The sequence below is a fragment of the Sphingomonas sp. PAMC 26617 genome (genome assembly GCF_000242835.1).
In the GTDB taxonomy this organism is placed as follows: domain Bacteria; phylum Pseudomonadota; class Alphaproteobacteria; order Sphingomonadales; family Sphingomonadaceae; genus Sphingomonas.
In genome coordinates this window covers 971,956-997,677 of the sequence record NZ_JH594425.1, presented here as the reverse complement: position 1 = coordinate 997,677, position 25,722 = coordinate 971,956, and the positions used below count along the sequence as shown (strand labels likewise).

At 67.3% G+C, this 25,722-nt stretch carries 29 protein-coding genes; 18 read left to right on the top strand and 11 right to left on the bottom strand.

Annotated features, from left to right (window positions below; translation table 11 throughout):
- The first annotated feature begins 175 nt into the window (after window positions 1–175).
- The 13 genes from coxB to RH91_RS04140 all read left to right on the top strand — a co-directional run bounded on the left by coxB (window position 176) and on the right by RH91_RS04140 (window position 13,006).
- On the top strand, window positions 176–1,282 hold the full coding sequence (gene coxB / locus RH91_RS04195; RefSeq protein ID WP_010161307.1) for a cytochrome c oxidase subunit II: 1,107 nt from the start codon (window positions 176–178) through the stop codon (window positions 1,280–1,282).
- Between the two features lie 3 nt (window positions 1,283–1,285).
- Entirely contained in the window at window positions 1,286–2,947 is a 1,662-nt protein-coding gene (ctaD, locus tag RH91_RS04190; RefSeq protein ID WP_010161306.1) for a cytochrome c oxidase subunit I, read from the top strand.
- A gap of 130 nt (window positions 2,948–3,077) precedes the next feature.
- A complete protein-coding gene (locus RH91_RS04185) occupies window positions 3,078–3,983 on the top strand; it encodes a heme o synthase (protein WP_010161305.1) in 906 nt (301 codons plus the stop codon).
- A complete protein-coding gene (locus RH91_RS22800; RefSeq protein WP_170318328.1) occupies window positions 3,980–4,135 on the top strand; it encodes a hypothetical protein in 156 nt (51 codons plus the stop codon). Before RH91_RS04185 ends, RH91_RS22800 begins: the two co-directional genes overlap by 4 nt.
- A complete protein-coding gene (locus RH91_RS04180; protein ID WP_010161304.1) occupies window positions 4,132–4,689 on the top strand; it encodes a cytochrome c oxidase assembly protein in 558 nt (185 codons plus the stop codon). Before RH91_RS22800 ends, RH91_RS04180 begins: the two co-directional genes overlap by 4 nt.
- A 47-nt stretch (window positions 4,690–4,736) precedes the next feature.
- Window positions 4,737–5,597: a cytochrome c oxidase subunit 3 gene (locus tag RH91_RS04175; protein WP_010161303.1), complete on the top strand. Its 861-nt coding sequence runs from the start codon at window positions 4,737–4,739 to the stop codon at window positions 5,595–5,597.
- Window positions 5,597–5,983, top strand: coding sequence for a DUF983 domain-containing protein (locus RH91_RS04170; RefSeq protein WP_010161302.1), 387 nt, complete (start codon window positions 5,597–5,599; stop codon window positions 5,981–5,983). The genes RH91_RS04175 and RH91_RS04170 overlap by 1 nt, the downstream gene beginning before the upstream one ends.
- Complete coding sequence (locus RH91_RS04165) at window positions 5,980–6,615, top strand: SURF1 family cytochrome oxidase biogenesis protein (protein WP_010161301.1); 636 nt, start codon at window positions 5,980–5,982, stop codon at window positions 6,613–6,615. The genes RH91_RS04170 and RH91_RS04165 overlap by 4 nt, the downstream gene beginning before the upstream one ends.
- 11 nt (window positions 6,616–6,626) lie before the next feature.
- Window positions 6,627–8,030 carry a threonine synthase gene (gene thrC / locus RH91_RS04160; RefSeq protein WP_010161300.1) on the top strand — a complete coding sequence of 468 codons (1,404 nt, stop codon included), beginning with the start codon at window positions 6,627–6,629 and terminating at the stop codon, window positions 8,028–8,030.
- Between the two features lie 3 nt (window positions 8,031–8,033).
- Window positions 8,034–8,897 (top strand): class I SAM-dependent methyltransferase, encoded by an 864-nt coding sequence (locus tag RH91_RS04155; protein ID WP_010161299.1) that lies wholly within the window; start codon window positions 8,034–8,036, stop codon window positions 8,895–8,897.
- A 339-nt stretch (window positions 8,898–9,236) separates the two neighbouring features.
- Window positions 9,237–12,401: a YdbH domain-containing protein gene (locus RH91_RS04150; protein ID WP_010161298.1), complete on the top strand. Its 3,165-nt coding sequence runs from the start codon at window positions 9,237–9,239 to the stop codon at window positions 12,399–12,401.
- Window positions 12,402–12,448: 47 nt separating this feature from the next.
- A complete protein-coding gene (locus RH91_RS04145; RefSeq protein ID WP_010214739.1) occupies window positions 12,449–12,631 on the top strand; it encodes a YnbE family lipoprotein in 183 nt (60 codons plus the stop codon).
- The gene (locus RH91_RS04140) at window positions 12,632–13,006 is read left to right on the top strand and encodes a YdbL family protein (protein ID WP_029623594.1); all 375 of its coding nucleotides are present in this window, start codon (window positions 12,632–12,634) and stop codon (window positions 13,004–13,006) included.
- 123 nt (window positions 13,007–13,129) lie between these two features.
- On the opposite strand, the gene RH91_RS04135 is transcribed toward RH91_RS04140, so the two are convergent.
- A complete protein-coding gene (locus RH91_RS04135; RefSeq protein ID WP_037478520.1) occupies window positions 13,130–13,705 on the bottom strand; it encodes a TlpA family protein disulfide reductase in 576 nt (191 codons plus the stop codon).
- A 19-nt stretch (window positions 13,706–13,724) separates the two neighbouring features.
- On the opposite strand from RH91_RS04135, the gene argH reads away from it, so the two are divergent.
- Genes argH through RH91_RS04110 form a run of 5 tightly spaced genes read left to right on the top strand, consistent with a single transcriptional unit; the run spans window position 13,725 to window position 18,334 of the window.
- Window positions 13,725–15,095, top strand: a complete 1,371-nt coding sequence (gene argH / locus RH91_RS04130; RefSeq protein WP_029623593.1) for an argininosuccinate lyase — start codon at window positions 13,725–13,727, stop codon at window positions 15,093–15,095.
- The gene (locus RH91_RS04125; RefSeq protein ID WP_010161293.1) at window positions 15,092–15,340 is read left to right on the top strand and encodes a hypothetical protein; all 249 of its coding nucleotides are present in this window, start codon (window positions 15,092–15,094) and stop codon (window positions 15,338–15,340) included. Before argH ends, RH91_RS04125 begins: the two co-directional genes overlap by 4 nt.
- 14 nt (window positions 15,341–15,354) lie before the next feature.
- Window positions 15,355–16,623 carry a diaminopimelate decarboxylase gene (gene lysA / locus RH91_RS04120; RefSeq protein ID WP_010161292.1) on the top strand — a complete coding sequence of 423 codons (1,269 nt, stop codon included), beginning with the start codon at window positions 15,355–15,357 and terminating at the stop codon, window positions 16,621–16,623.
- Complete coding sequence (locus RH91_RS04115; protein ID WP_010161290.1) at window positions 16,620–17,387, top strand: precorrin-2 dehydrogenase/sirohydrochlorin ferrochelatase family protein; 768 nt, start codon at window positions 16,620–16,622, stop codon at window positions 17,385–17,387. Before lysA ends, RH91_RS04115 begins: the two co-directional genes overlap by 4 nt.
- Window positions 17,384–18,334 carry a zinc transporter ZntB gene (locus RH91_RS04110; protein WP_010161289.1) on the top strand — a complete coding sequence of 317 codons (951 nt, stop codon included), beginning with the start codon at window positions 17,384–17,386 and terminating at the stop codon, window positions 18,332–18,334. The genes RH91_RS04115 and RH91_RS04110 overlap by 4 nt, the downstream gene beginning before the upstream one ends.
- A gap of 118 nt (window positions 18,335–18,452) precedes the next feature.
- Here RH91_RS04110 and fliS read toward each other — a convergent pair whose 3' ends face one another.
- From fliS to RH91_RS04060, 10 genes are all read right to left on the bottom strand, one after another.
- The gene (gene fliS, locus RH91_RS04105) at window positions 18,453–18,857 is read right to left on the bottom strand and encodes a flagellar export chaperone FliS (protein WP_010161288.1); all 405 of its coding nucleotides are present in this window, start codon (window positions 18,855–18,857) and stop codon (window positions 18,453–18,455) included.
- The gene (gene fliD, locus RH91_RS04100) at window positions 18,854–20,371 is read right to left on the bottom strand and encodes a flagellar filament capping protein FliD (protein WP_010161287.1); all 1,518 of its coding nucleotides are present in this window, start codon (window positions 20,369–20,371) and stop codon (window positions 18,854–18,856) included. Before fliD ends, fliS begins: the two co-directional genes overlap by 4 nt.
- Window positions 20,372–20,450: 79 nt before the next feature.
- Window positions 20,451–21,575, bottom strand: coding sequence for an EscU/YscU/HrcU family type III secretion system export apparatus switch protein (locus RH91_RS04095; RefSeq protein ID WP_010161286.1), 1,125 nt, complete (start codon window positions 21,573–21,575; stop codon window positions 20,451–20,453).
- Window positions 21,575–22,354, bottom strand: a complete 780-nt coding sequence (fliR, locus tag RH91_RS04090) for a flagellar biosynthetic protein FliR (protein WP_026046366.1) — start codon at window positions 22,352–22,354, stop codon at window positions 21,575–21,577. The genes RH91_RS04095 and fliR overlap by 1 nt, the downstream gene beginning before the upstream one ends.
- 121 nt (window positions 22,355–22,475) lie before the next feature.
- Window positions 22,476–22,745, bottom strand: a complete 270-nt coding sequence (fliQ, locus tag RH91_RS04085) for a flagellar biosynthesis protein FliQ (RefSeq protein WP_010161284.1) — start codon at window positions 22,743–22,745, stop codon at window positions 22,476–22,478.
- Between the two features lie 4 nt (window positions 22,746–22,749).
- Window positions 22,750–23,565, bottom strand: a complete 816-nt coding sequence (gene fliP, locus RH91_RS04080; protein WP_010161282.1) for a flagellar type III secretion system pore protein FliP — start codon at window positions 23,563–23,565, stop codon at window positions 22,750–22,752.
- Complete coding sequence (locus tag RH91_RS04075; protein WP_010161281.1) at window positions 23,562–23,822, bottom strand: flagellar biosynthetic protein FliO; 261 nt, start codon at window positions 23,820–23,822, stop codon at window positions 23,562–23,564. The genes fliP and RH91_RS04075 overlap by 4 nt, the downstream gene beginning before the upstream one ends.
- Before the next feature lie 6 nt (window positions 23,823–23,828).
- Entirely contained in the window at window positions 23,829–24,131 is a 303-nt protein-coding gene (fliN, locus tag RH91_RS04070) for a flagellar motor switch protein FliN (protein ID WP_010161280.1), read from the bottom strand.
- Complete coding sequence (locus RH91_RS04065) at window positions 24,128–25,108, bottom strand: flagellar motor switch protein FliM (RefSeq protein WP_010161279.1); 981 nt, start codon at window positions 25,106–25,108, stop codon at window positions 24,128–24,130. Before RH91_RS04065 ends, fliN begins: the two co-directional genes overlap by 4 nt.
- A gap of 3 nt (window positions 25,109–25,111) precedes the next feature.
- Window positions 25,112–25,711, bottom strand: coding sequence for a flagellar basal body-associated FliL family protein (locus RH91_RS04060; protein ID WP_010161278.1), 600 nt, complete (start codon window positions 25,709–25,711; stop codon window positions 25,112–25,114).
- Window positions 25,712–25,722: the final 11 nt, after the last annotated feature.

Genomic DNA, 25,722 nt, shown 5'->3' with positions numbered 1-25,722 from the left:
GGGCCTGATTACGGGCGAGGGCGCAGCGACGCAACGATCGTGCTAGAAAAAGGACTGGCGCGGGTTGAGGCATCCGTCCCTTCCGCTTATAGCCCTAAAAGAAAAGGGCGTATCCCCGCCTGGTCGTCGTCCAAAAAGCCGGCAGAGTCGCAAAGGGTAGATGCAGAGGATGCGTATGATCGGCATGAAATCGATCGTGATGGCAGCGGGCCTCGCGATGATCGGTACGGGCGCTCTCCAGGCCGCGCCGCAAGCTGCTCCGGTCGTGACTGTCACCAAACCCGAGACCGCTGCGCCTGGCGCGCCCGCCGCCGCACAACCGACCGACCCGATGCTCGCGGTCGACGGCGCGCCCGCGATGGCGATCGACCCGGCGATCGGCCAGCCCGTTCCGGGCCGCATTACGCTCCAGCCGCAGGTGACCAAGACCGGCCGTCAGGCGGCGTGGTTCCACAATGCGTTGCTGATGCCCGTCATCACCGTCATCTCGCTGTTCGTGCTTGCTTTGCTCGGCCTCGTGATCGTGAAGTTCCGTCGTGCCGCCAACCCGGTCGCGTCCAAGACCTCGCACAACACCATCCTCGAAGTCGCGTGGACCGGCATCCCGGTGCTGATCCTGCTGGGGCTCGCGCTGCCGTCGATCGGGCTGCTCCAGGCGCAGTACAAGCCTGCGCCCAAGAATGCGGTCGTGCTCAAGGCGATCGGCAACCAATGGTATTGGAGTTACGAATATCCCGGCAACGGCGGTTTTTCGATCACGTCGAACATGCTGAAAGAAGCCAGTGAAGTCGGCAAGGGCGAGCGCGCCCGCACGGCGATCGACGGACCGCGCCTGCTCGCGACCGACAATCGCGTCGTGCTTCCGGTCGGCGTGCCGGTCCGGCTGATCACCACCTCGAACGACGTGATCCACAGTTGGGAAATTCCGGCGTTCTGGATCAAGCTCGATGCGATCCCGGGTCGTCTCAACGAGACCAGTTTCACGATCGAAAAGGAAGGCGTCTATTTCGGCGTCTGTTCCGAACTGTGCGGGGCGCGGCATGGCTATATGCCGATCACGGTACAGGCGGTGAAGCCAGCGGTGTTCGCTGCCTGGGTCAAGGCGAAGGGTGGCACGATGCCGGGTAACGGCGCAGCCGCCGCGCCGGTCGCCGCAACGCCCGCCGCCGTCGCCACCGGCGAGCCGACCGCGATCGGCAATGCCGCCGCCGCGGCGCTGCCGGCAGAGGCCCCCGTCCCCGGTGCCAGCCCCGTCGCTGCCAACGCTTCCGCAGGGAACTGAGTCATGACCGACACCGCTTTGACCCCGAGCGCCTTCGAGGCACATCATGACGATGCCCATGCGCATGATACGCACCAGATGTCGTTCTTCGCGCGCTGGTTCATGTCGACCAACCACAAGGACATCGGGACGCTGTACCTGATCTTCGCGATCGTCGCGGGGATCATCGGTGGCGGTATCTCGGGCCTGATGCGCGCAGAGCTGGCGCATCCCGGGATCCAGTATCTGGGCTATTGGGCAAGCTTCCTGCCCGGTGGCGAACAGGGGCTCGATCACTCGCTCCACCTGTGGAACGTGCTGATTACCGCGCACGGGCTCATCATGGTGTTCTTCATGGTGATGCCCGCGATGATCGGCGGGTTCGGCAACTGGTTCGTGCCGATCATGATCGGCGCGCCCGACATGGCGTTCCCGCGGATGAACAACGTGTCGTTCTGGCTGCTCATCCCCGCCTTCACGCTGCTGCTGGCCTCGCCCTTCTTCGGCGGCGCGGGGAACGGCTGGACGCTGTACGCGCCGCTCTCGACCTATGGCGAGCCGGGGCCGTCGACCGACATGGCGATCCTCGCGCTCCACCTTGCGGGCGCATCGTCGATCCTCGGCGCGATCAACTTCATCACCACGATCTTCAACATGCGCGCGCCGGGCATGACGCTGCACAAGATGCCGCTGTTCGTGTGGTCGGTGCTGGTCACCGCCTTCCTGTTGCTGCTGGCCCTTCCGGTGCTCGCTGCGGCGATCACGATGCTGTTGACCGATCGCAACTTCGGCACGACCTTCTTCGATCCGGCCGGCGGCGGCGATCCGGTGCTGTACCAGCATCTGTTCTGGTTCTTCGGCCACCCCGAGGTCTACATCATGATTCTGCCGGGCTTCGGCATCGTCAGCCAGGTGATCTCGACCTTCTCGAAGAAGCCCGTCTTCGGCTATCTCGGCATGGCGTACGCGATGGTCGCGATCGGCGTGGTCGGCTTCGTCGTGTGGGCGCACCACATGTTCACGACCGGTCTTTCGGTGAACACCAAGATGTACTTCACCGCGGCGACGATGGTGATCGCGGTGCCGACCGGCATCAAGATCTTCTCCTGGATCGCGACGATGTGGGGTGGCTCGCTCACCTTCAAGACGCCGATGCTGTGGGCGATCGGGTTCATCTTCATGTTCACCGTCGGTGGCGTGACCGGCGTCGTGCTCGCCAACGGCGGCATCGACGATTACATGCAGGACAGCTATTATGTGGTGGCGCATTTCCACTACGTGCTGTCGCTGGGGGCGGTGTTCTCGCTGTTCTGCGGCTTCTATTACTGGTTCCCGAAGATGTCGGGGAAGATGTACAACGAGTTCCTCGGCCAGGTGCACTATTGGGTGTTCTTCCTGGGCGTGAACGTGATGTTCTTCCCGATGCATTTCCTCGGCCTCCAGAACATGCAGCGCCGCGTGCCCGACTATGCTGACGCGCTTGCGCAGTGGAACTGGGTCGCCAGCATCGGCTACATGATCATGGCGGCATCGATGGTGGTGTTCTTCGTCAACGTCATCATCTCGCTGATGTCCGGCAAGAAGGCTGGCGACAGCCCGTGGGGCGAAGGCGCGACGACGCTCGAATGGACGCTGTCGAGCCCACCGCCGTATCACCAGTTCGAGACGCTCCCGCGGATCGACTGACGTTTTAACTCCCCTCCTGCCTGCGGGAGGGGTAGGGGTGGCCCTGCGCTCCGCTCCGACCGATTCCGCGAGGGGATAGCGCGAGCCCACCCCCAGCCCCTCCCGCGAGCGGGAGGGGAGGATTTTGTAAATGACCGTTGTGACCGTTTCCAATCCGAGCCTTCCCGCCGACTGGCGCGACTTCTTTGCGCTGACCAAGCCCCGCGTGATGCGCTCGGTCGTGTTCACCGCGCTGTGCGGGATGCTCGCCGCGCCGGTATCGCTGCCCCCAGTCCTCGCTTTCACCGCGATCCTCGCGATCGCGCTTGCGGCGGGTGCGGCGGGCGCGCTGAACCAATGGTATGAATCGGACATCGATGCGCTGATGAAGCGCACCGCCAAGCGCCCGCTCCCGGCCGGCAAGATGGAGCGCGAGACTGCGCTCCAGTTCGGCGTCGCGCTCGGGGTGTTCTCGGTGCTGCTGATGGGGCTGGCGATCAACATCCCGGCGGCCGCGCTGTTGGCCGTATCGATCCTGTTCTACGTGCTCGTCTATACCGTGGGCCTCAAGCGTCTGACCCCGCAGAACATCGTGATCGGCGGCGCGGCCGGTGCCTTCCCGCCGCTGATCGGCTGGGTCGCGGCGACCGGGTCGGTCTCCGCGCTGCCGCTGCTTATGTTCGCGATCATCTTCCTGTGGACCCCGCCGCACAGCTGGGCGCTCGCGCTGTTGATCCGCGATGATTACGCCAAGGGCGGCGTGCCGATGCTCCCGGTCGTGGCAAGCGCGAAGACGACGCGCGCGCAGATGCTGTTCTATGCGGTGCTGATGACCGCGGCGGCGATCTCGCCCTGGCCGCTGGGCCTCGCGGGGTCGCTCTACGGCATCGTCGCTTCAGTGCTGTCGGCGATCTTCCTCGGGCTGACCATCTGGGTCGTCATCCAGCGCGCGGAGACGCCCGCGACGATGAAGGCCGAACGCTGGCTGTTCGTCTATTCGATCGGCTATATCCTCGCGATCTTCGCGACCCTCGCGACTGATCGGTGCCTCGCATGAACGAGCTTCCAGACCCGACCATCCAGGCGGCGCTGGTCCGCAAGCGGCAGCGCGCGCGGGCAACTGCACTCGCGATCATCCTGTTCGCGTTCGTGATCCTCGTGTTCGCGATCAGCATCGCCAAGATCAAGGCGGGGATGCCGCACCAATGACCGGCCGGATCGCCCGGATGGATCGCAAGCTGCGCACCGCGTTGCTCGCGGTGCTGGGGATCTGCTTCATGTCCGGCCTCGGCTGGGCGAGCATCCCGCTGTACCGGATGTTCTGCCAGGCGACCGGCCTCAACGGCACGACGCAACGTGGGACGGTCGCGCCGGGAGCGGTCAAGAACCACCAGATCCGGATCGATTTCGACACCAACGTCGCGCCGCACATGCCGTGGAAGTTTTCCCCGGAAAACCCGTACGACACGGTCGACGTCGGCGCGCGCGACATGGCGTTCTTCACCGCGACCAACACGTCGAACAAGCCGATCACCGGCACCGCGACGTTCAACGTGACGCCCGCACAGGCGGGCAAATATTTCACCAAGATCCAGTGTTTCTGCTTCACCCAGCAGACGCTGCAACCGGGTGAGACCGCGCGGATGCCGGTCATCTTCTTCGTCGACCCGAAGATCCTCGCAGATCCGGACGCGAACGACGTCGAGACGATTACGCTAAGCTACACGTTTTACCCGGTGGATTCGGCGAAAGCCAAAAGCTAGGGTACGAAAAACCGATCGATCCAACGATCATACGACGGGGATGCAACATGGCCGGTGCCAAGAACCACGATTACCATATCCTGCCGCCCAGCATCTGGCCGCTGGCCGGTTCGATGGCGGCGCTGGCGATGGCGTCGGGCGGGATCATGTGGATGCACTCCGCGGTTGGCGGCGGGCTGATCTTCTACGCCGGGCTCGCGGGCGTTCTCGCGGTGATGTACGGCTGGTGGCGGCAAATCGTGCTCGAGGCCAATGCGGGGGATCATACCCCGGTCGTCCAGTTGCATCTGCGCTACGGCATGATCCTGTTCATCGCATCGGAAGTGATGTTCTTCGTCGGATGGTTCTGGGCGTTCTTTGATTTCTCGCTGTTTCCGGCGGGGATCCAGGTGCTCGACGGCAAGGTCAGCCTGATCGCCGACGTCGCGCGCGGCGCGGGGCAGTGGCCGCCCAAGGGCCTCGAAGTGATCGATGCGTTCAAGTTCCCGCTGCTCAACACGCTGATCCTACTGACCAGCGGCACCACCGTCACCTGGGCGCACCACGCGCTGATCCATGGCGATCGCGAGGGGCTCAAGAAGGGGCTGTGGGCGACGATCATCCTGGGGCTGATCTTCAGCTCGATCCAGGCGTTCGAATATTCGGAAGCGCCGTTCCCGTTCAAGGGGCTCAACTATGGCGCGGCGTTCTTCATGTCGACCGGGTTCCACGGCTTCCACGTGATGATCGGGACGGTCTTCCTGATCGTCTGCCTGATCCGCACCTATCGCGGCGACTTCACGCCCAAGCAGCATTTCGGCTTCGAGGCGGCGGCGTGGTACTGGCACTTCGTCGACGTGGTCTGGCTGTTCCTGTTCGTCACCGTCTATGTCTGGGGCGGCTGGGGCGCGCCGGTCCATAGCGGGTGATGCCGCCCGAGCGGGCCGAGACCTTCGTCGCGCCGGACCCGGTCGCCGCCGCGGTGAAGGGGCTTTGTCCGCGCTGCGGCGCGCCGGGGCTGTTCCGCGGGTGGCTCGACTTCGCTGCCAAATGCCCGCGCTGTGGGCTGGATTATAGCGCGTTCAACGTGGGCGACGGGCCGGCGGCGATCCTGACGTTGGTGCTGGGCGCGCTGATCGTCGGGCTCGCGATCACGATCCAGCTCGCGTGGGGGCCGCCGATCTGGCTTCAACTGATCATCTGGTTGCCGATCACGGTGTTCGGCGTGGTCGGGTCGCTGCGCGTCGCCAAGGCGGCGTTGCTGGGCGCGGAGTATCGCAACGCCGCGCATGAGGGACGAATCACCCCGCCATGAAGCGCGTTCCGGTCTTCGCGACGATCCTGGTTACGCTCGCAATCATCGCGATGGTTGCACTTGGCGTGTGGCAGCTCGGGCGGCGGGCGGACAAGGCCGCGCTGCTCGCGCATTACGCGCGGAACGTCACTTTGCCGCCGGTCGCGTTCCCGGCAATCCCTATGGATGACGGGCTTTTGTTCCGCCGTTCCAGTGCCTTATGCCTTGAGCCCGTGAGCTTTGCGATCGAGGGCGGGCGCAATGCGCGCGGTGGCACGGGCTGGCGCCAGATCGCTCAGTGCCGCACGGGCGCGGAAGGGCCGGGCTTCACGGTGCAGCTCGGATTCGGCAAGGATCCGCACGCCAGGCCATCGTGGAAAGGCGGGCCGGTCCGCGGCTATATCAGCCACGCGCCGGACCATCAGCCGCTGATCGCCGGTCTGTTCGGCAGCGCCGCGCCCAAGACGTTGATGCTGGTGGCCGACCCGCCGCTCGCCGGGCTCGACCCGAATCCGCAGCCCGATCTGTCGGCGGTGCCCAACAACCACCTCGCGTATGCGGTACAATGGTTCATCTTCGCCGCGATCGCCGCAATAATCTATGCGCTTGCGCTCAGGCGGCGCGCGGTTGCCGAGTCGCCCGCGGCCCGCTAACCGAAGTCTCCATGCGCTATATCAGCACGCGCGGCTCCGCGCCGACCCTCGATTTCCGTGACGTGACCCTCGCCGGGCTGGCGAGCGACGGCGGATTGTACCTCCCCGAAAGCTGGCCGCAGTTCACGCCGGAGCAGATCGCCGGGATGCGCGGCCTCTCCTATGTCGAGACCGCGGTGCAGGTGATGCTGCCGTTCGTCGGCGATGCGCTGACCGAGGAAGAGCTGCGCGGCTTGTGCACCGAGGCCTATGGCCGGTTCGCGCATGCCGCGGTCGTCCCGCTGGTGCAGCTCGATGCGCAGCACTGGTTGCTCGAACTGTTCCACGGGCCGACGCTCGCGTTCAAGGACGTCGCGCTGCAACTGCTCGGTCTGCTGTTCGAACGCTTCCTCACGGGCACCAGCCAGCAACTGACCGTGATCGGCGCGACATCGGGCGATACCGGGTCGGCGGCAATCGATGCGCTTGCGGGGCGCGCCGGGGTCGACGTGTTCATGCTCCACCCCAAGGGGCGCGTGTCGGACGTCCAGCGGCGGCAGATGACGACGGTGATCGCGCCGAACATCCACAACATCGCGCTCGAGGATTCGAGCTTCGACGATGCGCAGGCGCTGGTGAAGGCGATGTTCAACGACGACGCCTTCTCGGGGAAGTTCGCGCTGTCGGCGGTCAATTCGATCAACTGGGCGCGGCTGATGGCGCAGGTGGTCTATTATTTCTACGCCGCAGTCCGGCTGGGGGCGCCCGAGCGGCCGGTCGCCTTTTCGGTCCCGACGGGCAATTTCGGCGATGTGTTCGCGGGCTATGTCGCCGCCAAGATGGGGTTGCCGGTCGCCAAGCTGATTGTCGCGACCAACGTCAACGACATCCTCGCGCGCGCGCTGTCGACCGGGGATTATTCGAGCCGGAGCGTCATCCCGACGCCAAGCCCGTCGATGGACATCCAGGTGTCGAGCAATTTCGAGCGGCTGCTGTTCGATCTCGGCGGGCGCGACGGCCATGCGCTGGCGGCGCAGATGCAGGGGTTCGAGGCGACGCGCGCGATGCAGCTGACCAATACGCAGCGCGACGGCGCGTCCGCGCTGTTTGCGAGCGACAGCGTCGATCTCGACGACATGGCGCTTGCGATGCGGCGGACGAGCGAGCGCAGCGGGCAGGTGATCGACCCGCATACCGCGATCGGGCTGGCGGCAGCGCATCGTGCCGGGCTTCCCGCCGACGTGCCGGTGGTGACGCTGGCGACCGCGCACGCTGCCAAGTTCCGCGACGCGGTCGAGCGCGCGACCGGCAAGCGGCCGAGCCTGCCGCCGCGGATCGGCGACCTGTTCGACCGCGAGGAACGCTATGACAGTTTGCCGGGCACGTTCGCGGCGGTGACAGCGTATATCGCCGAGCGGGCGGTGGCGAAGGCCTGAACGATGACCCTGACGACTCTGATCACCGAACCCTGGGCCGATTACGGGCTGGTCGACTCCGGCCATGGCCGCAAGCTCGAGCGCTACGGCCGCTTCCGCTTCATCCGGCCCGAACCGCAGGCGATGTGGGCCCCCGCGTCCGACCGTTGGGAAGCCGACGGCGACTTCATCGGCGCGTCCGACGAGGATGGTGGCGGCAAGTGGCATCTGTCGAAGGACGTGCCACGCGGGGGCTGGCACGTGCGCTGGGAGGAACTGCTGTTCCTCGCGCAGAACACCCCGTTCCGGCATCTAGCCTTCTTCCCCGACATGGCCGCGCAATGGGCGTGGATGCGCGGGCGCGTGGCCGAGGGCGACGAGGTGCTCAACCTGTTCGGCTATACCGGGGTCGGCACGCTCGCGCTCGCCGCGAAGGGCGCGCGGATGACGCATGTCGATGCGTCGAAAAAGTCGGTCGAGGCGGGCAAGTCCAACGCGTTCCTGTCCGACATGGCGGATCGCCCGATCCGCTGGATGGTCGACGATGCCGCCAAGTTCGCCGCGCGCGAGGTGCGGCGCGGGCGGCGCTACGACGGGATCTTCCTCGATCCGCCCAAGTTCGGGCGCGGGCCGGAGGGCGAGGTGTGGCGGCTGGAGGAAAATCTGCCGGCGCTGATCGCGGATTGCCGCGCGCTGCTCGATGCGGAGAGCAAGTTCCTGGTGCTGACGGTCTATGCCGTGCGGATGTCGGCGCTCGCGATCGGCGAGCTGGTGCGGCAGGCGCTAGGCGATCTGGGCGGGACGGTCGAGGTCGGCGAGATGGCGGTGCGCGAGGAAGCGCGCGGGTTGCTGCTGCCGACCGCGATCTTCGTGCGCTGGTCGAAGTAGAGGGGACGGGATTGGCGTCGTCACCGTGGCGGCGCGCCGTCTGCGGACGTTGCCGATGGACATCACGCTTCGTGTCTTCGGACGAAGGCGAGACCTCCGCGGAAGGCTCTGTTGCGGTGATGCTCGTCCGCGCCGCCCCCAATCGTCGTCATGCTGAACGTGTTTCAGCCTCCAGCCCTCCGCCCGGACAGTCAGCCATTGTGGCGCGGTGGACCCTGAAACGCGTTCAGGGGGACGCTGAATGGAGGTTTCGCAGAGGGCGGGCTTGCGCGAGGGTGACGGGGGGGCGTTTGTCCGTCTAAGGTCGTAGCGCAAGGCAATGCGGGTGACGAAGACGGCGTGACGGACGATATTTCCGAGGAATCGGTTTCGCCCGGGCCAACCGAGCGGGGTCGCGCGCTGTGGCGATGGATCGTGCCCGGCATCGTGCTGGCGGTCATCGTCGTGCTTGCTGCGGTGTGGCTCGCGCGCAAACCGGTGGCGGAGCATTTCATCGATGACGCGCTCCGCGCCGCGCACGTGCCCGCGCGGTACGAAATCTCGCGGATCGGGCTGCGCACGCAGCGGCTGACCAACGTGCGGATCGGCGATCCGGCGCGGCCCGATCTGGTGGCGGACTGGGTCGAGGTCGATACCAGCCTGTGGTTCTCCGGCGTCGGCGTGACCGCGATCCGCGCCGGACACGTCGCGATGCGTGCGACGCTGGCGAAGGGCACGGTGTCGTTCGGCGCGATCGATCGGTTGCTGCCGGCACCGTCGGGCAAGCCGTTCGCGCTGCCCGCGATCCACGCCGAGATCGGCGACGCGAGAATTGCGCTCGGCACGCCTTACGGGCCGGTCGCGCTCGTGGTGGCGGGGAAGGGGCGGCTCGACGACGGGTTCCGCGGCACGCTGGCGGCGAAATCGGCGCTGCTGCAGATCGGCGCGTGCCGAATCGCTTCGCTGGATGCCGACGTTGCGGTGCGGATCGATGCCGCGCGCCCGAGTCTCGCAGGGCCGGTCGCGATCGATCGCGGTGCGTGCGGCGGAACCTCGGTCACGCGCGCGCGCGCCGACCTGTCGGTCGCGCTCGGGCTGACGCTCGATCACTTCAAGGGCAAGGCGTTGCTGGCGGTCGGGGAGGTCGCGGGCGCTGGCGTGGTGGCGCGGCAGGTTGCGGGGCCGGTGACGTTCGTCGGGTCGGCGAGCGACGTTTCGGGGACGCTCGAACTCAATTCGGGCCCGATGACGATGACCAATGCCGCATCGGGCCAGCGCGCGGCGGCGGGTGGCACCGGGGTTTCGGGGCGCTACCGCTATGCCGATGACGGTTTCGCCTTCGACGGGCAGGTGCGCGCGGAACGCGGTGTCGTCCCGCCCGCGCTGCTCGCGCGGCTGGCGCCGTTGCGGACGGCGGGCGCGGGGACGCCGATCGCTCCGCTTGCCGCGCGGCTTTCAACCGCGTTGCAGGCCGCCGCGCGGTCGATCGGCGGCGGGGCGGCGGTGTCGGCGATCGTCGATGGCGCGCGCGGGCAGGTCGTGGTGTCGCGGCTCGATCTCGCCAGCGCGTCGGGGGCGCGCGCGAGCGTTTCGGGCGGGAGCGGGATCGTCTGGCGCTGGCCGGGCGGGCTGCGGGTCGAAGGCGATGCCGAAGTACACGGCGGCGGGCTTCCCTCGATTCGCGCAACGCTCGCGCAGGCGGCTCCCGGCGCGGCGATCGTCGGGACCGCGGTGATCGCACCGTATGACGCGTCGGGCGCGCGGCTGGCGCTGGCACCGGTCCGGTTAAGCGCGGGCGGCGGCGGTGCCAGCCGGATCACGACGCGGGTTGTCCTCAGCGGACCGTTTGGCGACGGGCGGGTCGATGATCTCGCGGTGCCGCTGGACGCGACCTGGGGGCGTGGCGGGCTGGTGGTCAATCCCATGTGCGCGGCGGTGGGGTTCGCGCGGTTGCGGACCAACGGCGTCGACCTGCCGCGCTCGGCGGTGACGGTGTGTCCGCAGGATGGCGCGATGCTGCGGCTGGTGAACGGCAAGCTCGGCGGCGGCGGGCGGATCGGCGGCGCGCGGCTGGCGGGGGCGCTCGGGTCGTCTCCGCTGACGCTGGCATTGCAGCGTGCCGCCTGGACGCTGGCGGACGGGCGCTTTGCCGCAGGAGGAGTCGCCCTGCGGCTTGGCGCGCCGGACCGCGTGACCCGGCTCGACATCGCTGATCTTGGCGGCGCGCTGGCGGGCGGCGGCGCGGCGGGGCGCTTTGCCGGCGCAGGCGGGCAGATCGGCGCGGTGCCGCTGGTATTGTCGGGCGCGACCGGCGGGTGGCGGTTCGCCCAAGGGGTGCTGGGGCTCGACGGGACGATGACGGTCGCGGATGCGGCGGCGGTCTCGCGCTTCCGGCCGCTTGCCGCGCAGGGCGTGACGCTGGCGTTGCAGGCGGGGCGGATCACGGCGGCGGGTACGCTGGTCGAACCCAGCAGGACCGTCCGGGTGGCGGACGTCAGGATCGTCCATGATCTCAGCGCCGGAACGGGCCATGCCGATCTGAGCGTCCCGGGGATCGTCTTCGGGCCGAAGGTCCAGCCCGAGCTGCTGACCCCGCTGACGCTCGGCGTGGTCGCCGATGTCGTCGGCACGGTCTCGGGCGCGGGGCATATCCGCTGGACCCCGCAAGGGCTGACGAGCGACGGCGTGTTCCGCACCGCCAACACCGATCTCGCCGCCGCGTTCGGCCCGGTGACGGGAATCGCGGGCGAGATCCGCTTTACCGATCTGCTCGGGCTTGCCACCGCGCCGGGGCAGGTGGCGACGGTCAAGAGCATCAACCCGGGGATCGCGGTGACCGACGGGACGATCCGGTATCAATTGCTGCCGGGCACGCGGATCGCGGTCGAGGAGGGGCGCTGGCCGTTCGCGGGGGGCACGCTGCGGCTCGAGCCGACGCTGCTCGACTTCGGATCGCCGCAGGAACGGCGGATGACGTTCCGCGTGACGGGCATGGAGGCGGCGCAATTCCTCCAGCAGTTCGATTTCAAGAACCTCGATGCGACCGGGGTGTTCGACGGGGTGTTGCCGATGGTGTTCGATTCGACCGGGGGGCGGATCACCGACGGCACGCTGGTCGTGCGGCCGGGCGGCGGGACGATCGCCTATGTCGGCGAGATCACGCAGAAGGACGTCGGTTTCTGGGCGAATTACGCGTTCCAGGCGCTGAAATCGCTGCGCTACCGCAACCTGTCGCTGGTGATGAACGGGCCGCTCGCGGGCGAGATGATCACCGAGGTCAAGTTCGCCGGGATCAGCCAGGGCGCGGGGGCCAAGCGCAATTTCCTGTTCGACCGCCTCCAGAAGCTGCCGCTGGTGTTCAATATCCGCGTGCGCGCGCCGTTCCGCCAGCTGATCGATTCGGCGCAGAGCTTCTACGACCCCAAGCGGCTGATCGAACGCAATCTGCCGAGCCTGCTGCAGGAGCAGGACAAGCAGTCAAAACCCCCCGTTATTCAGCCCCCGGAAAGCAGAATCGTGCCATGAGCGAAACAGGATTGACGACGGCCATGGGAATACCGAGCACGGCACGCATGAAACATATCGTATCGACCGCGAGTTTGGGTGCCGCGATGGCGCTGGCGGGCTGCGTCAGCATCAATGCGCCCGACAAGCCGATCGAGATCAATCTCAACATCAATGTGAAGCAGGAAGTCGTCTACCGGCTCGACAATCAGGCCAAGACGGTGATCCAGTCCAACCCGGGAATCTTCTGAATGCGTACGTGGAAAATGGCGGCGATGCTCGCCGCGGCAGTGTTGCTCGGGACCGCGGGCGTCGCGCTGGCGCAGGACGACTGGAAGGCGGCGCGCGCCGCCGGGCAGATCGGCGAGCAGCCCGACGGCTATCTCGGCGTGGTGGGGGCGTCGACGCCCGCGCTGTCGGCGCTGGTCGCGCACGTCAACATCCAGCGCAAGGCGGTCTACACGCGCGAGGCGGCGGCGAACAACGCGACGGTCGAGGATTTCGCGTTCACCTCGGGGTGCAACCTGATCGCGAAGACGTCGCCGGGCGACAAGTATCGCGCGCCGGGCGGCGCGTGGAAGACGCGCGGGGCGGGGGCTCCCGAGCGGGACTCGCGCTGCCTTTGATACCTTCTTCCCCGGCTAAGGCCGGGGCCCAGGTGCGGAACGCTGATTGCTGAAGCGCTGCGTCCGTTACCACTGACATCTCTACTGGGCCCCGGCCTTCGCCGGGGAAGTAGGGGGGAGAGGTTACTTCGCCTCCGCCAGCAGTGCCTTCGCTTCGGCACTCGTCCAGTCCATCCCCCCGGTCGAGCGCCAGACTTCGTGGCCGGTCGAATCGAACAGGATGCTCATCGGCAGGCTGGCTTCATAGGTGACGCTCAAAGCGACGTTCTTGTCGAGATAGGGCTTGAGCCGCTTGAACCCGTTCTTCGCGAAATAGGCCTCGATCGTCGGGCGGTCCTTGTCCTGGCTGATCGCGGCGACGGTGAAGGACTCGGCGGCCGCATCCAGCGTCGGCATTTCCTTGACGCACGGGCCGCACCACGTCGCCCACAGGTTGACGAGCACCGGCTTGCCCTTGAACCGCGCGAGCGTCATCGGCTTGCCGTCCGGCCCCTCGAAGCTCACCGACGGCGCGGGGTCGCCCTTGTGCGTGCGGTCGATCTTCTCCGCCTTGGGCGCGGCGCTGGCAGGGGCGGACGCGACCGGAGTCGCCTCGGCTTGCCGGTTGCCCGAGACTTGCTTATCGCAACCCGCGACAAGGCCCAGCAGCAGGACCGGGACGATCGCCGAGCGGAACACCAAAATGGTCGAGACTGACATGAACGAAACATCCAATGCGATGTGGGGCGGGCGCTTTGCCGAGGGTCCGGCTGCGGTCATGCGATCGATAAATGCCTCGATCCCGTTCGACAAGCGGCTGTGGCGGCAGGATGTCGCGGGATCCAAGGCGCATGTCGCGATGCTCGGGCAACAGGGCATCGTCTCCGCGGACGACGCCGCGACGATATCGGCAGGGCTCGACACGGTCGCCGCGCATTATGCCGAACACGGCGTGACCGAGGACATGGTCCTCGAGGACATCCACATGCAGACCGAGGCGCGGCTCGCCGACGCGATCGGGCCGGTCGCGGGGCGGCTCCACACCGCGCGCTCGCGCAACGACCAGGTCGCGACCGATTTCAAACTGTGGGTGCGCGACGCGATCGATCAGATCGATGCGGCGCTCGGCCAGTTCCAGGATGCGCTGCTGACCCGCGCCGAGGAACATGCCGCGAGCGTGATGCCCGGCTTCACGCATCTGCAAAGCGCGCAGCCGGTGACGCTCGGCCATCACCTGATGGCGTATCACGAGATGATCGCGCGCGATCGCAGCCGCTTCGCCGATGCGCGCGCGCGGGGCAACCTGTGCCCGCTCGGGTCGGCGGCGCTGGCGGGGACGGGCTTCCCGATCGACCGGACCATGACCGCGCAGGCGCTCGGGTTCGACGGGCCGACGCGCAATTCGCTCGACGGCGTGTCGGACCGTGACTTCGCGCTCGATTATCTGACGGCGGCGACGCAATGTTCGCTGCATCTCAGCCGGCTGGCCGAGGAATTCGTGCTATGGGCGTCTCAGCCGTTCGGCTTCGTCTCGCTGTCGGACCAATGGTCGACCGGCAGCTCGATCATGCCGCAGAAGCGCAACCCGGACGCCGCCGAACTCGTGCGTGGGCACGCGGGCCGCATCCTCGGCTGCATGACCGCGCTGATGGTGACGATGAAGGGCCTGCCGCTGGCGTATTCCAAGGACATGCAGGACGACAAACCACCCGTGTTCGAGGCGCATGACCTGCTCGACCTGTCGATCGCGGCGATGACGGGGATGGTCGCGAGCGCCACTTTCCGGACCGAGCGGATGCGGCAGGTCGCGGAATCGGGGTTCGCGACCGCGACCGATCTCGCCGACTGGCTGGTGCGCGAGGCGGGCGTGCCGTTCCGCGAGGCGCATCATATCACCGGGCAGGCGGTCAGGCGCGCCGAGACGCTGGGCGTAATGCTCGATGCGCTCTCGCTCGACGATCTGCGCGCGATCGATGCGCGGATCGACGAACGGGTCTACGGCGTTCTGAGCATCGACGCGTCGGTCGCGAGCCGGACCAGTTTCGGCGGGACCGCGCCCGACAATGTGCGCGCGGCCGTCGCGGCGGCGCGGGAAGGATCGCAACGATGAAGCCTCTGCTGGTTCCCCTCGCTCTGGGTACGGCGTTGCTGCTCGCCGGGTGCGGCGCATCGTCCGCGCTCAAACCCGCGGAAGGCCGGTCGCTCCCGGTCGCGCCTTATGGCGCCAAGGCGACCCCGACCCCGGAGGATCTGCTGACCCCGAGCAACCAGGCGCGCCCCGAGCGGAGCGACGAACTGCTCAAGCAATCGCAGGAACGTCGCGGCGACGAATTCGACCTGCCCCCGCCCAATTGATCGGCTGATTTCCCATGGACCATTTTGCTCTCGTCGACGGCGTGATGCACTGCGAGGGCGTGCCGTTGCCGGCGATCGCCGAGGCAGTGGGCTCGCCCGTCTATGTCTATTCGTCCGCGACGTTCCAGCGGCATGCGCGCGTGTTTTGCGAGGGGCTGGCGGCGGCGGGCGACGTCCATTTGGCCTATGCGATCAAGGCGAACCCCAATCTCGCGGTGCTCCGCCTGCTCGCCAATGCGGGCTATGGCGCGGATGTCGTCTCGGGCGGGGAACTCGCGCGTGCGCTGGCGGCGGGGATCCCGGCGGCGGACGTGGTGTTCTCGGGCGTCGGCAAGACGCGCGAGGAGCTGGTCCGCGCGCTCGATTGCGGGCTCGGCCAGTTCAACCTCGAGCTCGAGGAAGAGGGCGTCGTCCTCGCGCAGCTCGCGACCGAGCGCGGTGTGACCGCGCACGCGACGCTTCGCGTCAATCCGGACGTCGATGCGGGCACGCACGCCAAGATCTCGACGGGCAAGCGCGAGAACAAGTTCGGCGTGCCGATCGACCAGGCGCCTGCGATCTTCGCGCGGCTGGCGAGCTTGCCGGGGCTCAACCTGCGCGGGGTCGCGGTGCATATCGGCAGCCAGCTGGGTGATCTCGCGCCGATGGAAGCGGCCTACCGCCGGGTCGGCGCATTGATGGCCGAGTTGCGCGGTGCGGGGCACACGATCGACCGGATCGATCTCGGTGGCGGACTCGGCGTGCCGTACCGCGCGGGCGAGGTGTTCCCGAGCCCCGCCGAGTTCGGCGCGATGGTCGCGCGGGTGACGCGCGACTGGGGCGTCACGCTGATGTTCGAGCCCGGGCGCGTGATCGCGGGCAATGCGGGCGTGCTGCTGACCAAGGTCATCTGGGTCAAGCCGGGGGTGACCAACCCCTATGTCATCGTCGACGCTGCGATGAACGATCTCGCGCGGCCTGCCCTGTACGATGCGTGGCATGACTTCGCGGCGGTCCGCCCGAACGGGCGGCGGATGACCGCCAATATCGCGGGGCCGGTGTGCGAAAGCGGCGACACCTTCGCGATGGGGCGCGACATCGACGAAGTGGTGAGCGGCGATCTCGCGGTGTTCCGTACCGCGGGCGCTTACGGCGCGACGATGGCGAGCACGTACAACAGTCGCGCGCTGGTGCCCGAGGTGCTGGTCGACGGCGATCGCTTCGCGGTCGTCGCGGACCGGATCAACCCCGAGACGATCCTTGCCGCCGAACGCCTGCCCGAATGGCTCAAGCCCGAGGCATGACGCTCCACAGTCTTCCGCTGTTCGTCCGGCTCGCAGGGCGGCCGGTCATGCTGCTCGGCGAGGGCGAACCCGCGGATGCCAAGCGGCGGTTGCTCGAGCGTGCGGGTGCGGTGATCGTCGGCGAGGCGGCGACCGCGTCGCTCGCGATCGTGGCGATCGAGGACGATGCCGAGGCGCGCGGTGCGATCGACCGGCTGACGGCACGGGGCGTGCTGGTCAATGCGGTCGACCGCCCCGACGATTGCGACTTCACGCTCCCCGCGATCATCGACCGCAGTCCGGTGTTGATCGCGATCGGGACGGGCGGCGCGTCTGCGGGGCTGGCGGCGGCGCTCCGGCAACGGCTCGAGGCGATGCTCCCGGCCACGCTCGGGCCGCTCGCCGACCGGCTGAATGCGATGCGCGGCGCGATCCGGCTGGTACTGCCCGCGCTCGACGATCGACGTCGCGCACTCGGGCGGGCGTTCGCGCAGGGCGGGGCGCTCGACCCGCTGACGGCGGCGCCCGAGGCGGTGCCGGGATGGCTCGCGAACGCGACCGCCTCGCCCGACCGGCTGGTCACGATCCGGCTGACCTCGGACGACCCCGACGACCTGACGCTGGGGCAGGCGCGCGCGCTGGCGCTCGCCGACCGGATCTACGCGCCCGCCGCGACCCCGCCCGCGATCCTCGACCGGTCGCGCGCGGATGCGGTGCGGATCGTTTCGGAGCGGCCGCCGGTCGAAGGCGAGGCGGGTCTGACGATCTGGATGGAGCTGCAATGAGCGGATTTGCCTATTGCGTCGCCGGGGGCAAGGCGACGCGGATCGACGTTAAGGCCGCGCTGGATACGCCGGGCGATCTGGTGTGGGTCCATCTGACGACCAACAACGCGCACGCGCAGGACTGGCTGACGGATGTCGCCAAGGTTCCCGACTATGTCGTCGATGCGCTGACCACGACCGAGTCGCGCCCGCGCTGCGATGCGCTCGGCGATGGCGCGTTCCTCAACCTGCGCGGGCGATCGGACGAGGAACTGACCGCGTCGGATCCGCTTGCATCGGTGCGGATCTGGGCGGTGGCGGGCCGGGTGATCTCGGTCACGCGCCGCTCGCTGACCGCGGTCGAGGCGGTAACCAAGGCGGTCGAAAAGGGCACGATCGCGGACCCGGGCGACCTGATCGCGGCGTTCGCGAGCGCGATCACCGAGGAGCTCGACCCCGAAGTCGGCGAGCTCGGCGACGAGCTCGACGATTGCGAGGCGGATCTCGACGCGGACAAGGTGTTCGAGCTGCGCCGCAAGGTGACCAAGGTGCGGAGCACCGCGATCGGCTATCGCCGGTTCGTCCAGCCGCAGCGCGCCGCGCTCGAGAAGCTGGCCGCGCTGCCGTGCGACTGGCTGCACGACGACGACCGGCTCCACCTCAATTCCGCCGCCGACCGCGCCGCGCGGATGGCGGAGGAGCTCGAGGCGATCCGCGAACGCTCCGCGCTGATGCACGAGGCGCTGACCGACCTGCGCGCGGAACAGATCGATTCGCGCTCGCTGCTGATCTCGATCGTGGCGCTGATCTTCCTGCCGCTGACGTTCCTGACCGGGCTTTACGGGATGAACGTCGAGGGGCTGCCGTTCGCCAAGGAGCCTTGGGCGTTCGACCTGATCGGCGGGGTGTGCATCACGATCACGGTCGGGATCATCGGCTATTTCAGCGCGAAACGGTGGTTCGGGTAGCGGGCTGCCTTCCTGCGTCATCCTGAACTCGTTTCAGGATCTAGCCCTCCGCGAGTCCGGACGATGCCTGATGCGCGGTGGATGCTGAAACGAGTTCAGCATGACGGCAGCTTTTGCCCTACGCCGCGCGCACCGTGCGCCAGGCCTGGCCGATCTCGTCGAGCGTATCCGCCACGTCGCGGAACGGGGTCGGATCGTTATGGACCGCCGCGTTGACGACCGTCATTCGCGTGCCCGCATACAGCCGGGCGAGCGCAGGCGCGACCGTGCCGCCATTGTCGAAATCGAGCCCGGCTTCCAGCGCGAACAGGATCGCGGTGGCGCGCGTGACCTTGTCGCTCTTCATCTTGTAATTGTTGTTCTCCGCGGCCCAGGCGGCACCGCGCAACGCGCGGATCGCCTGGTCGTAGAGCAACTGGACCAACGCCGGGCCGTCGGCCTCGGCGGTCTGGCCCGCGACTTCGATCTGGCGATAGGTCGCTTCGGGGTTGCGGCCGAACGGAGAGGCGTAGGCGACGGTCATTGGCCCGACTTGTTCCACTGGTCGATCTGGTTCTGGAGCTGCGTCTGGGTCGCCTTGTACGCGGCGACCTTCGCGTCCGAGGCGGCATATTGCTTGGTCAACCGCTCCTGGTACGCGGCGGTATCGCTGGTCACCTTCGTCTCGGCGTCGGTCACCTTGGCCTTGGCGGCGGTATAGAGCGCGGTGCTCGCGACGAGGCCGGTCGTTTCGGTCTGTCCGTTGACGGTGACCTTGTTGCTGACCGCGGCGGTCGAGATCGCGTTGAGCGCGGCCGCGATCCCGCCACCGGTCGCGCCGGTGCCATCCGCGAACAGCGCCTCGACCGCTTCGGGGGTCTTGTTGAGCGCCGCCGTCAGCTGGGTCTGGTCGACGCTGAGCGTCCCGTCCTTGTTGGTCTTGACGCCGATCGCGGCGAGCGTGTCGGGGGCACCGGCCGCGCCGCCGGTGGTCAGGCTGGTCAGCGTGAGGCCGCGCAGCGAGCGGAGCAGGTTGGTCGCGTTGTAATCGTTCTTCAGCGGTCCGGAGGAGACGTCGGTTTCGGTCTTCAGCTCGGCCAGCAGCTGATTGTAGGTATCGACGAAATCGGTGACCGCCTGGGTGAGCCCGTCGGTCGGGGTCGAACTGCCGAGGACGACCGGCTTGCCCGCGGTGGTGACGCTGGAAAGCGTCAGCTTCACGCCGTCGACCAGGTCGGAAATCGTGTTGCTCGACCGCTCGACCGTCGTGCCGTTGAGCGAGAGCTTGGCGTTGCCGGCGGCGGCGCCGATCGTGCTCGCCGGGGCGCTGCCGCCGACGTTGAGTTTGGCGAGCCCGGTCGAATCGCCACTGAGCGTGAACGCCTTGTCGGTGCCGGTGGGGCCTTTCAGCGAGAGGCGGGCTTTGCCGTCGACATCGGTGATGATCGTCGCGGAAACGCCGCTGTTCGCCGCGTTGATTGCCTTGGCGATGCCATCGAGCGTGTTGTTGGTCGAATCGATCTTGATCTTGATCGGCGTGGCGTTGCTGGTGAAGCCGGAAACCGCGGCGTCCTTGGCGGTGCCGAGCGTGAGCGTCAGCGTGCCGGTGTCGACGGTCGCGCTGCGGCTGTCGAACTTGGTGGTGCTGGTCGTCGTCTGGCCGGTGGCGAGCTGCGTCACCTCGACGAACGCGGACAGGCCCGAGAGCTTGGCACCCGGCAGCGCGCTGGCAGTGAGGACGCCGGTATCGTTGCTGGTCGGCTGGGTCTGGAGGCTGCCGCTCTTGACCAGCGTGGTGAGCCCAGAGGCGAAGCTGGTGATCGCGCTCTGGACCTTGGCGACCGAGGAAATCTGCGCGGTGAGGGTGGTGTCCTGCCTGGTCAGCTGGAGATTCTTGGACGCGAACTGCGCCTGAACGAGCGATGCGACGAGGCTTGCGGTATCGACGCCCGACCCCGCGTTGAGCGAGTTGATCAGCGACTGGCCGATCGTGGTCGAGGCGGTCGGTGTCGGCGTGGGCGTTGGCGTCGCGCTGGTGGCGCTGGTGGTGGTCGTCATGCGGTCGGTCCCGTCGCTCTGCTCTCAACGTAGAACGGCGAGGACGCGGAAACCTTTAGGGGTTTTCCGGCCTTTCCGGTCACGCCTGTACGCCATTCTCGTCATAGCGCGCGGTTTCGGGGACGAAGACCGGCGGCGGCAGGCCACCCGCCTCGGCGTTGAGCCCGAACACGAACGCCAGCACCGTCGCGAGCGCGACATACAGGTCGTCGCGGACTTCCTGCCCCTCGCGGCTGGTGTAATAGACCGCACGCGCCAGCGCGGGATATTCGAGCACCGGGATTTGCGTCTCCGCGCCGAGTTCGCGAATTGCGAGCGCGACCACGCCGCGCCCCTTGGCGACGACGACCGGGACCTGATCGTTCTCGCGATCGTAGCGCAGCGCGACCGCGAAATGCGTCGGGTTGGTGAGGATGACATGCGCTTCCGCAACGCTCTTGCGCATGCTGCGCATCGACATGTCGCGCTGGCGCTGCCGCATCGCGCCCTTGGCCTCGGGCGAGCCTTCGGTTTCCTTGTTCTCGTCGCGGATCGCCTGCTTCGACATGCGCAGCTTGCTGAGGCGCTGGAAGAGCTGGAGCGGGACGTCGATCCCCGCGATCGCGACCATGCCGAACGCCATCGTGAACAGCACGGTGAGGAACGTTCCCGTCAGTGCAGCCACCGCGGTGGTGAAGCTGCTCGACGACAGCCCCATCGACACGTGCGCGACCTGGCCGAGCAGATACCAGCCGATGCTGCCGAGCAGCCCGACCTTGAGCAACGCCTTGCCGAGCTCGATCCACCCCTGCGGCCCGAAGATCCGCTTCACTCCCGACGCCGGGTTGATCCGCGACGCCTTGGGCGCGAGCAGGCTGCCGTTGAACCCGAGATGCCCGAGCCCGGCCTGGCTGAGGATCGCCGCGACGAAGCTGATCGCGAGCAGCGAGATGAGCGCGGGGGCAATCTTCCAGCCGCTTTGCGCCAGCGGACGGAACGGCTCGAAATCCTCGATGTCGCGGTGATCGAACGAGAAGCTCGTCGCCATGATCTCCTTGCACGCCCCCACCAGCGACGGCCCCATCAGGGCGAGCCACGCCATCCCCGCGAGCATCACCAGTGCGGTCGCGAATTCGCGCGATTTGAGGATGTCGCCCTTCTCGACCGCATCGCGCTTGCGCTTTGCGGTTGGGGCTTCGGTCCGTTCGCCGGACTCCTCCGACATCAGCCGAGCACCAGTTTCTGTGCGGCGGCAAGGCCTTCCTGGACGATCACGAGCATGTAGTCGCCCATAGTCGGGAACGCCATCGCGAGCGCGATCACGCCGACCGCGAGGCTGGCGGGCAAGCCGACCGCGAACAGGTTGAGTGAGGGGGCCGAGCGCGAGATCATGCCGACTATCAGGTTGAGGCACAGCAACAGGAAGCCGACCGGCAAGGCGAGCAGGAGTCCTGCAAGGAAGGTGTAGCCGCCGAACAGCGCGATGTTCTCGAGCTGCGCGGGTTTCAGCCATGCAGCACCCGGGGGCATCACGTCATAGGATTTGACGATCATCTCGACGAGCACGAGGTGCCCGTTGACGCTGAGGAACAGCAGCGTGAGCATCATCGTGAAGAACTGGCCGAGCGCAGGGGTCGACTTGCCGTTCTGCGGGTCGATCGCCGACGCGAAGCCGATCCCCATCGACGTGCCGATCAATTCGCTCGCGAGCGCAGGCGCGGCGAACGCGATCTGGAGGACAAAGCCGATCGCGAGGCCGACCAGCGCCTCGGCGGCGACCGCGAGGATCGTCGCGAGCGCGAAGATATGGTCGGGCGGGGTGATCGGATGCGCGCCGAGCACGAGCACGCCGATCGCGCCCGACAGCGAGATGCGCACCACCAGCGGGATCGACACCGCGCTGAACACGGGCGCGGCGATGAACGCGGCGCTGATCCGGACCATGACGAAGATCAGCGCCCACATCTGCGGCTCGATTGAGAGGCCGAGGCCTAGCGGGCCCATTGACGCTCCGAGCTGGCGAGGGTTGCCCCAACCGCCGTTCGGGCTGAGCAAAGTCGAAGCCCCAGGCGCTGCGCAGGCCCTTCGACTTCGCTCAGGGCGAACGGAGGGCGGGCGCGTGCGATCATCGCACCAAATCCGGGATCCGCTCGAAGATGCCGATCGTGAAGTCGCTCAGCAGCCCGATGATTAGCCCGCCGAACACCAGCAGCGAGATGCCGACAACGATCAGCTTGGGCACGAACGACAGCGTCTGCTCGTTGATCGACGTCGCCGCCTGGATCATGCCCGTCAGCAACCCCGCGAGCAGCGCGGGGATCAGGATCGGCGCCGACGCAAGCGCAAGCACCCACATCGTCTGGTTGGCGACCGTCAGGAAATATTCTGCGTCCATGCGCTCAGCTCACGAACGAATTGGCGAGCGACCCCATCGTCAGCGCCCAGCCGTCGACGAGGACGAACAACAGCAGCTTGAACGGGAGCGAGATGATCGTCGGCGACAGCATCATCATGCCGAGTGACATCAGCACGGTCGCGACGACGAGATCGATCACGATGAAGGGGAGGAAGACGAGGAAGCCGATCTGGAACGCGGTCTTGAGCTCGCTCGTCACATAGGCCGGGAGCAGCACCGAAAAAGGAATGTCCGCGGCGTTCTGGTACGGCCCGCTCTTGGCGATCCCGGCGAACATCGTGATGTCCTTCTTGCGCGTCTGCTTCGCCATGAAGGCGTGCAGGGGAACGCCGCCTGCCTTGATCATGTCGGTCGCGCCGATCCGGTTCTCGGAATAGGGCTGGATCGCGACCGTGTTGATCTGGCTGATGACGGGGGACATGATGAAGAACGACAGGAACAGCGACAGGCCGACCAGCACCTGGTTGGGCGGGGTCTGCTGAAGCCCGAGCGCCTGGCGCAGGATCGACAGCACGATGATGATCCGCGTGAAGCTCGTCATCATCAGCAGGATGCCGGGCAGGATCGTCAGCAGCCCCATGACGATGAGCAACTGAAGGCTGAGCGACAGCGGGGCATTGCCGCCGCCCAGATCCTTCAAAGCGCGGTCCGCCGCGTCACCGACGCCCGGGGCCGGCGCGGCGGGGGTCGCCGCTGCAGCCGTCTGCGCGAGTGCCGGGTGGACCGCCACGAGCGCGATGAGGATCGCGATCGTGAACAGAAAGACTTTCCGCCAGTCGAAACGAAGACCGAAGGTCATGCCGACGGCCCCCCGCGATCGACCAGCGCGACGCCGGTGCGGCTGACCGAAACGAGCAGCCGCCGTCCCTCGAAATCGAGCACCGCGAGCCGTACGGTCGGCGAGATCATCATCGTCTCGGTGACCTTGAGCAGCCGGTTGGCGGGCTGGCCCGGCATCCGCGCCTCGAGCCGACGCCAGAGATACAGGCAGCCGATCATCAACCCGCAGACCAGCGGGAGCAGGATGACGAGTTTCAGGACATAGGACCACATCATCGCGGATCAGGCCCGCTTCTCAGGGCTGACCAGCTCGGTCATGCGGACGCCGAAGCGATCGCCGACCATCACCACTTCGCCGCGGCCGATCAGCGTACCGTTGACGAGCACGTCGAGCAGTTCGTTCGCCTGGCGGTCGAGCTCGATCACGCTGGTTTCGCCGAGCGCGAGCAATTCGCGCAGCGTCAGCGAAGTCGAGCCGATCTCGACCGTCAGCTTGACGTCGACGTCCTGCAACAGGCGGAAGTTCGCGGCCAGGCTGGCATCGAGCGGGAAGCCGCTCGACGGGGTTGAACTCATGTCGCTCATTGCAAATCGCCCCTGAAGTCGCTGTCGATGTCGTAACAAATCGTGTTGAGCTTGATCGCGGCCTTGCCGTTCGACGTGCCGACGGTGCCGAGCGCGAGCCGGTCGCCGCCGACCATGACGGGCACGTCCGAACCGACGTTGATCGGGATCACGTCGCCTTCCTTCAGCCCCATCAGCAGGCTGAGCGAGACCATCGGCTCGGCGAGGACCGAGCGGATCGGGAAGCGTACGTCCATCACCGCGCGGGTGAGGCCGTTGCGCCAGCTCGGGTCGGGCTCGGCGGTCTTGCCGTGGACCTTGCCGGTCAGCGACGGGCCGTGCGGCTTGAGCGCGGAGACCGGGTAGAGCAGGTCGAGGAACACCGGCTTGGCGGTGCCGACCGCGATCCCGAAGCGCGTGATGACGAGCGCATCGTCCGCATCGAGGTTCGCGAGCATCGCGGGGTTGAGTTCGACATGGCCGGGGGTGAACGACAGGCGCGCGAGCGGCTCCCATGCCGCGCGCATCGGTTCGGCGAGCAGCTTGCCGAGCTGGGTCACCATCACCTCCGCGGCGGGGGTGAATTCGGCGGGGAGCTCGGCGGGGGCGTGGCCGGTCCCGCCGAAGAACAGGTCGAGCAGTTCGAGCACGAACCGCCCGTCGAGGACGGCCAGCGCCTGGCCTGCGGGGGCGCTGCCGAGCGTCATCGTCATCGGCAGCCATGCGGTCAGCCCTTCGGGGCGTTCCATCCGGTAATCGGCGAGCCGCTGGACGACGAGCGGCTCCGCCCAGGTGCGGCATTCGCGGCGCAGCAACGGCTCGAACACGCCACGCACCCCGCGCGCGAGCCGCGCGGAGAGATGCTGGACGGTGTGCAGGTCGCCGAACGGGTTGAGGTTCGTCGCCCCCATCGCGACGTGCTGCGCGCTCCGGTCCTTGGCTGCGCCGCGTGCCCGTCCGCGGCGTTCGTCCGCCGTTGCTGATGCCTCGTTAACCATGCGTCACTGAACAACGAAACTGGTAAAGTAAACGTTACCGACCCCCCCAAACCCTTCTTTTTCCTTGAGCGTATCGTTGATCGCCTTGGCGACCCGGCGCTCGAGCTGGCGCTTGCCCTCGCTGGTGAAGACCTGTTCCTCGGTGGTGTCGCCCAGCGCCATCAGGATCGACGAGCGAACCGCGATCTCGTTGGTCTTGATGTTCTGGATCACCGAATCGTCATACGGCGTCGACACCGCCACCCCGACCTGGACGAAATGGACGCTGTCCTGCAGGTTGGAGGTGAATTCCTTGTCCATCGCATAGTAATTGGAAGCATATTTGTCGCCGCCGGTGCCGATCGGCGGCTTGTTGCCCGCGGTCGCATGGCCCTCGCCGCCTTCGCCACCCTCGCCGATCCGCTTCTGCTCGCTCTTGGGAACGAGGCGCGGGCCTTCGGGCTCGGCATGCTTGCCGCCACCGCCGATAAACCCGGCGTTGACCGCGAACAGCGTGCCGCCGATGCCGCCGCCGACCAGCGCCAGCAACCCGACGACGATCAGGATGATCTTCATCATCCCGCCCTTTTTCTTCTTGGCCTTCTCTTCGACGATCTCACTCATACTCTGCTTCC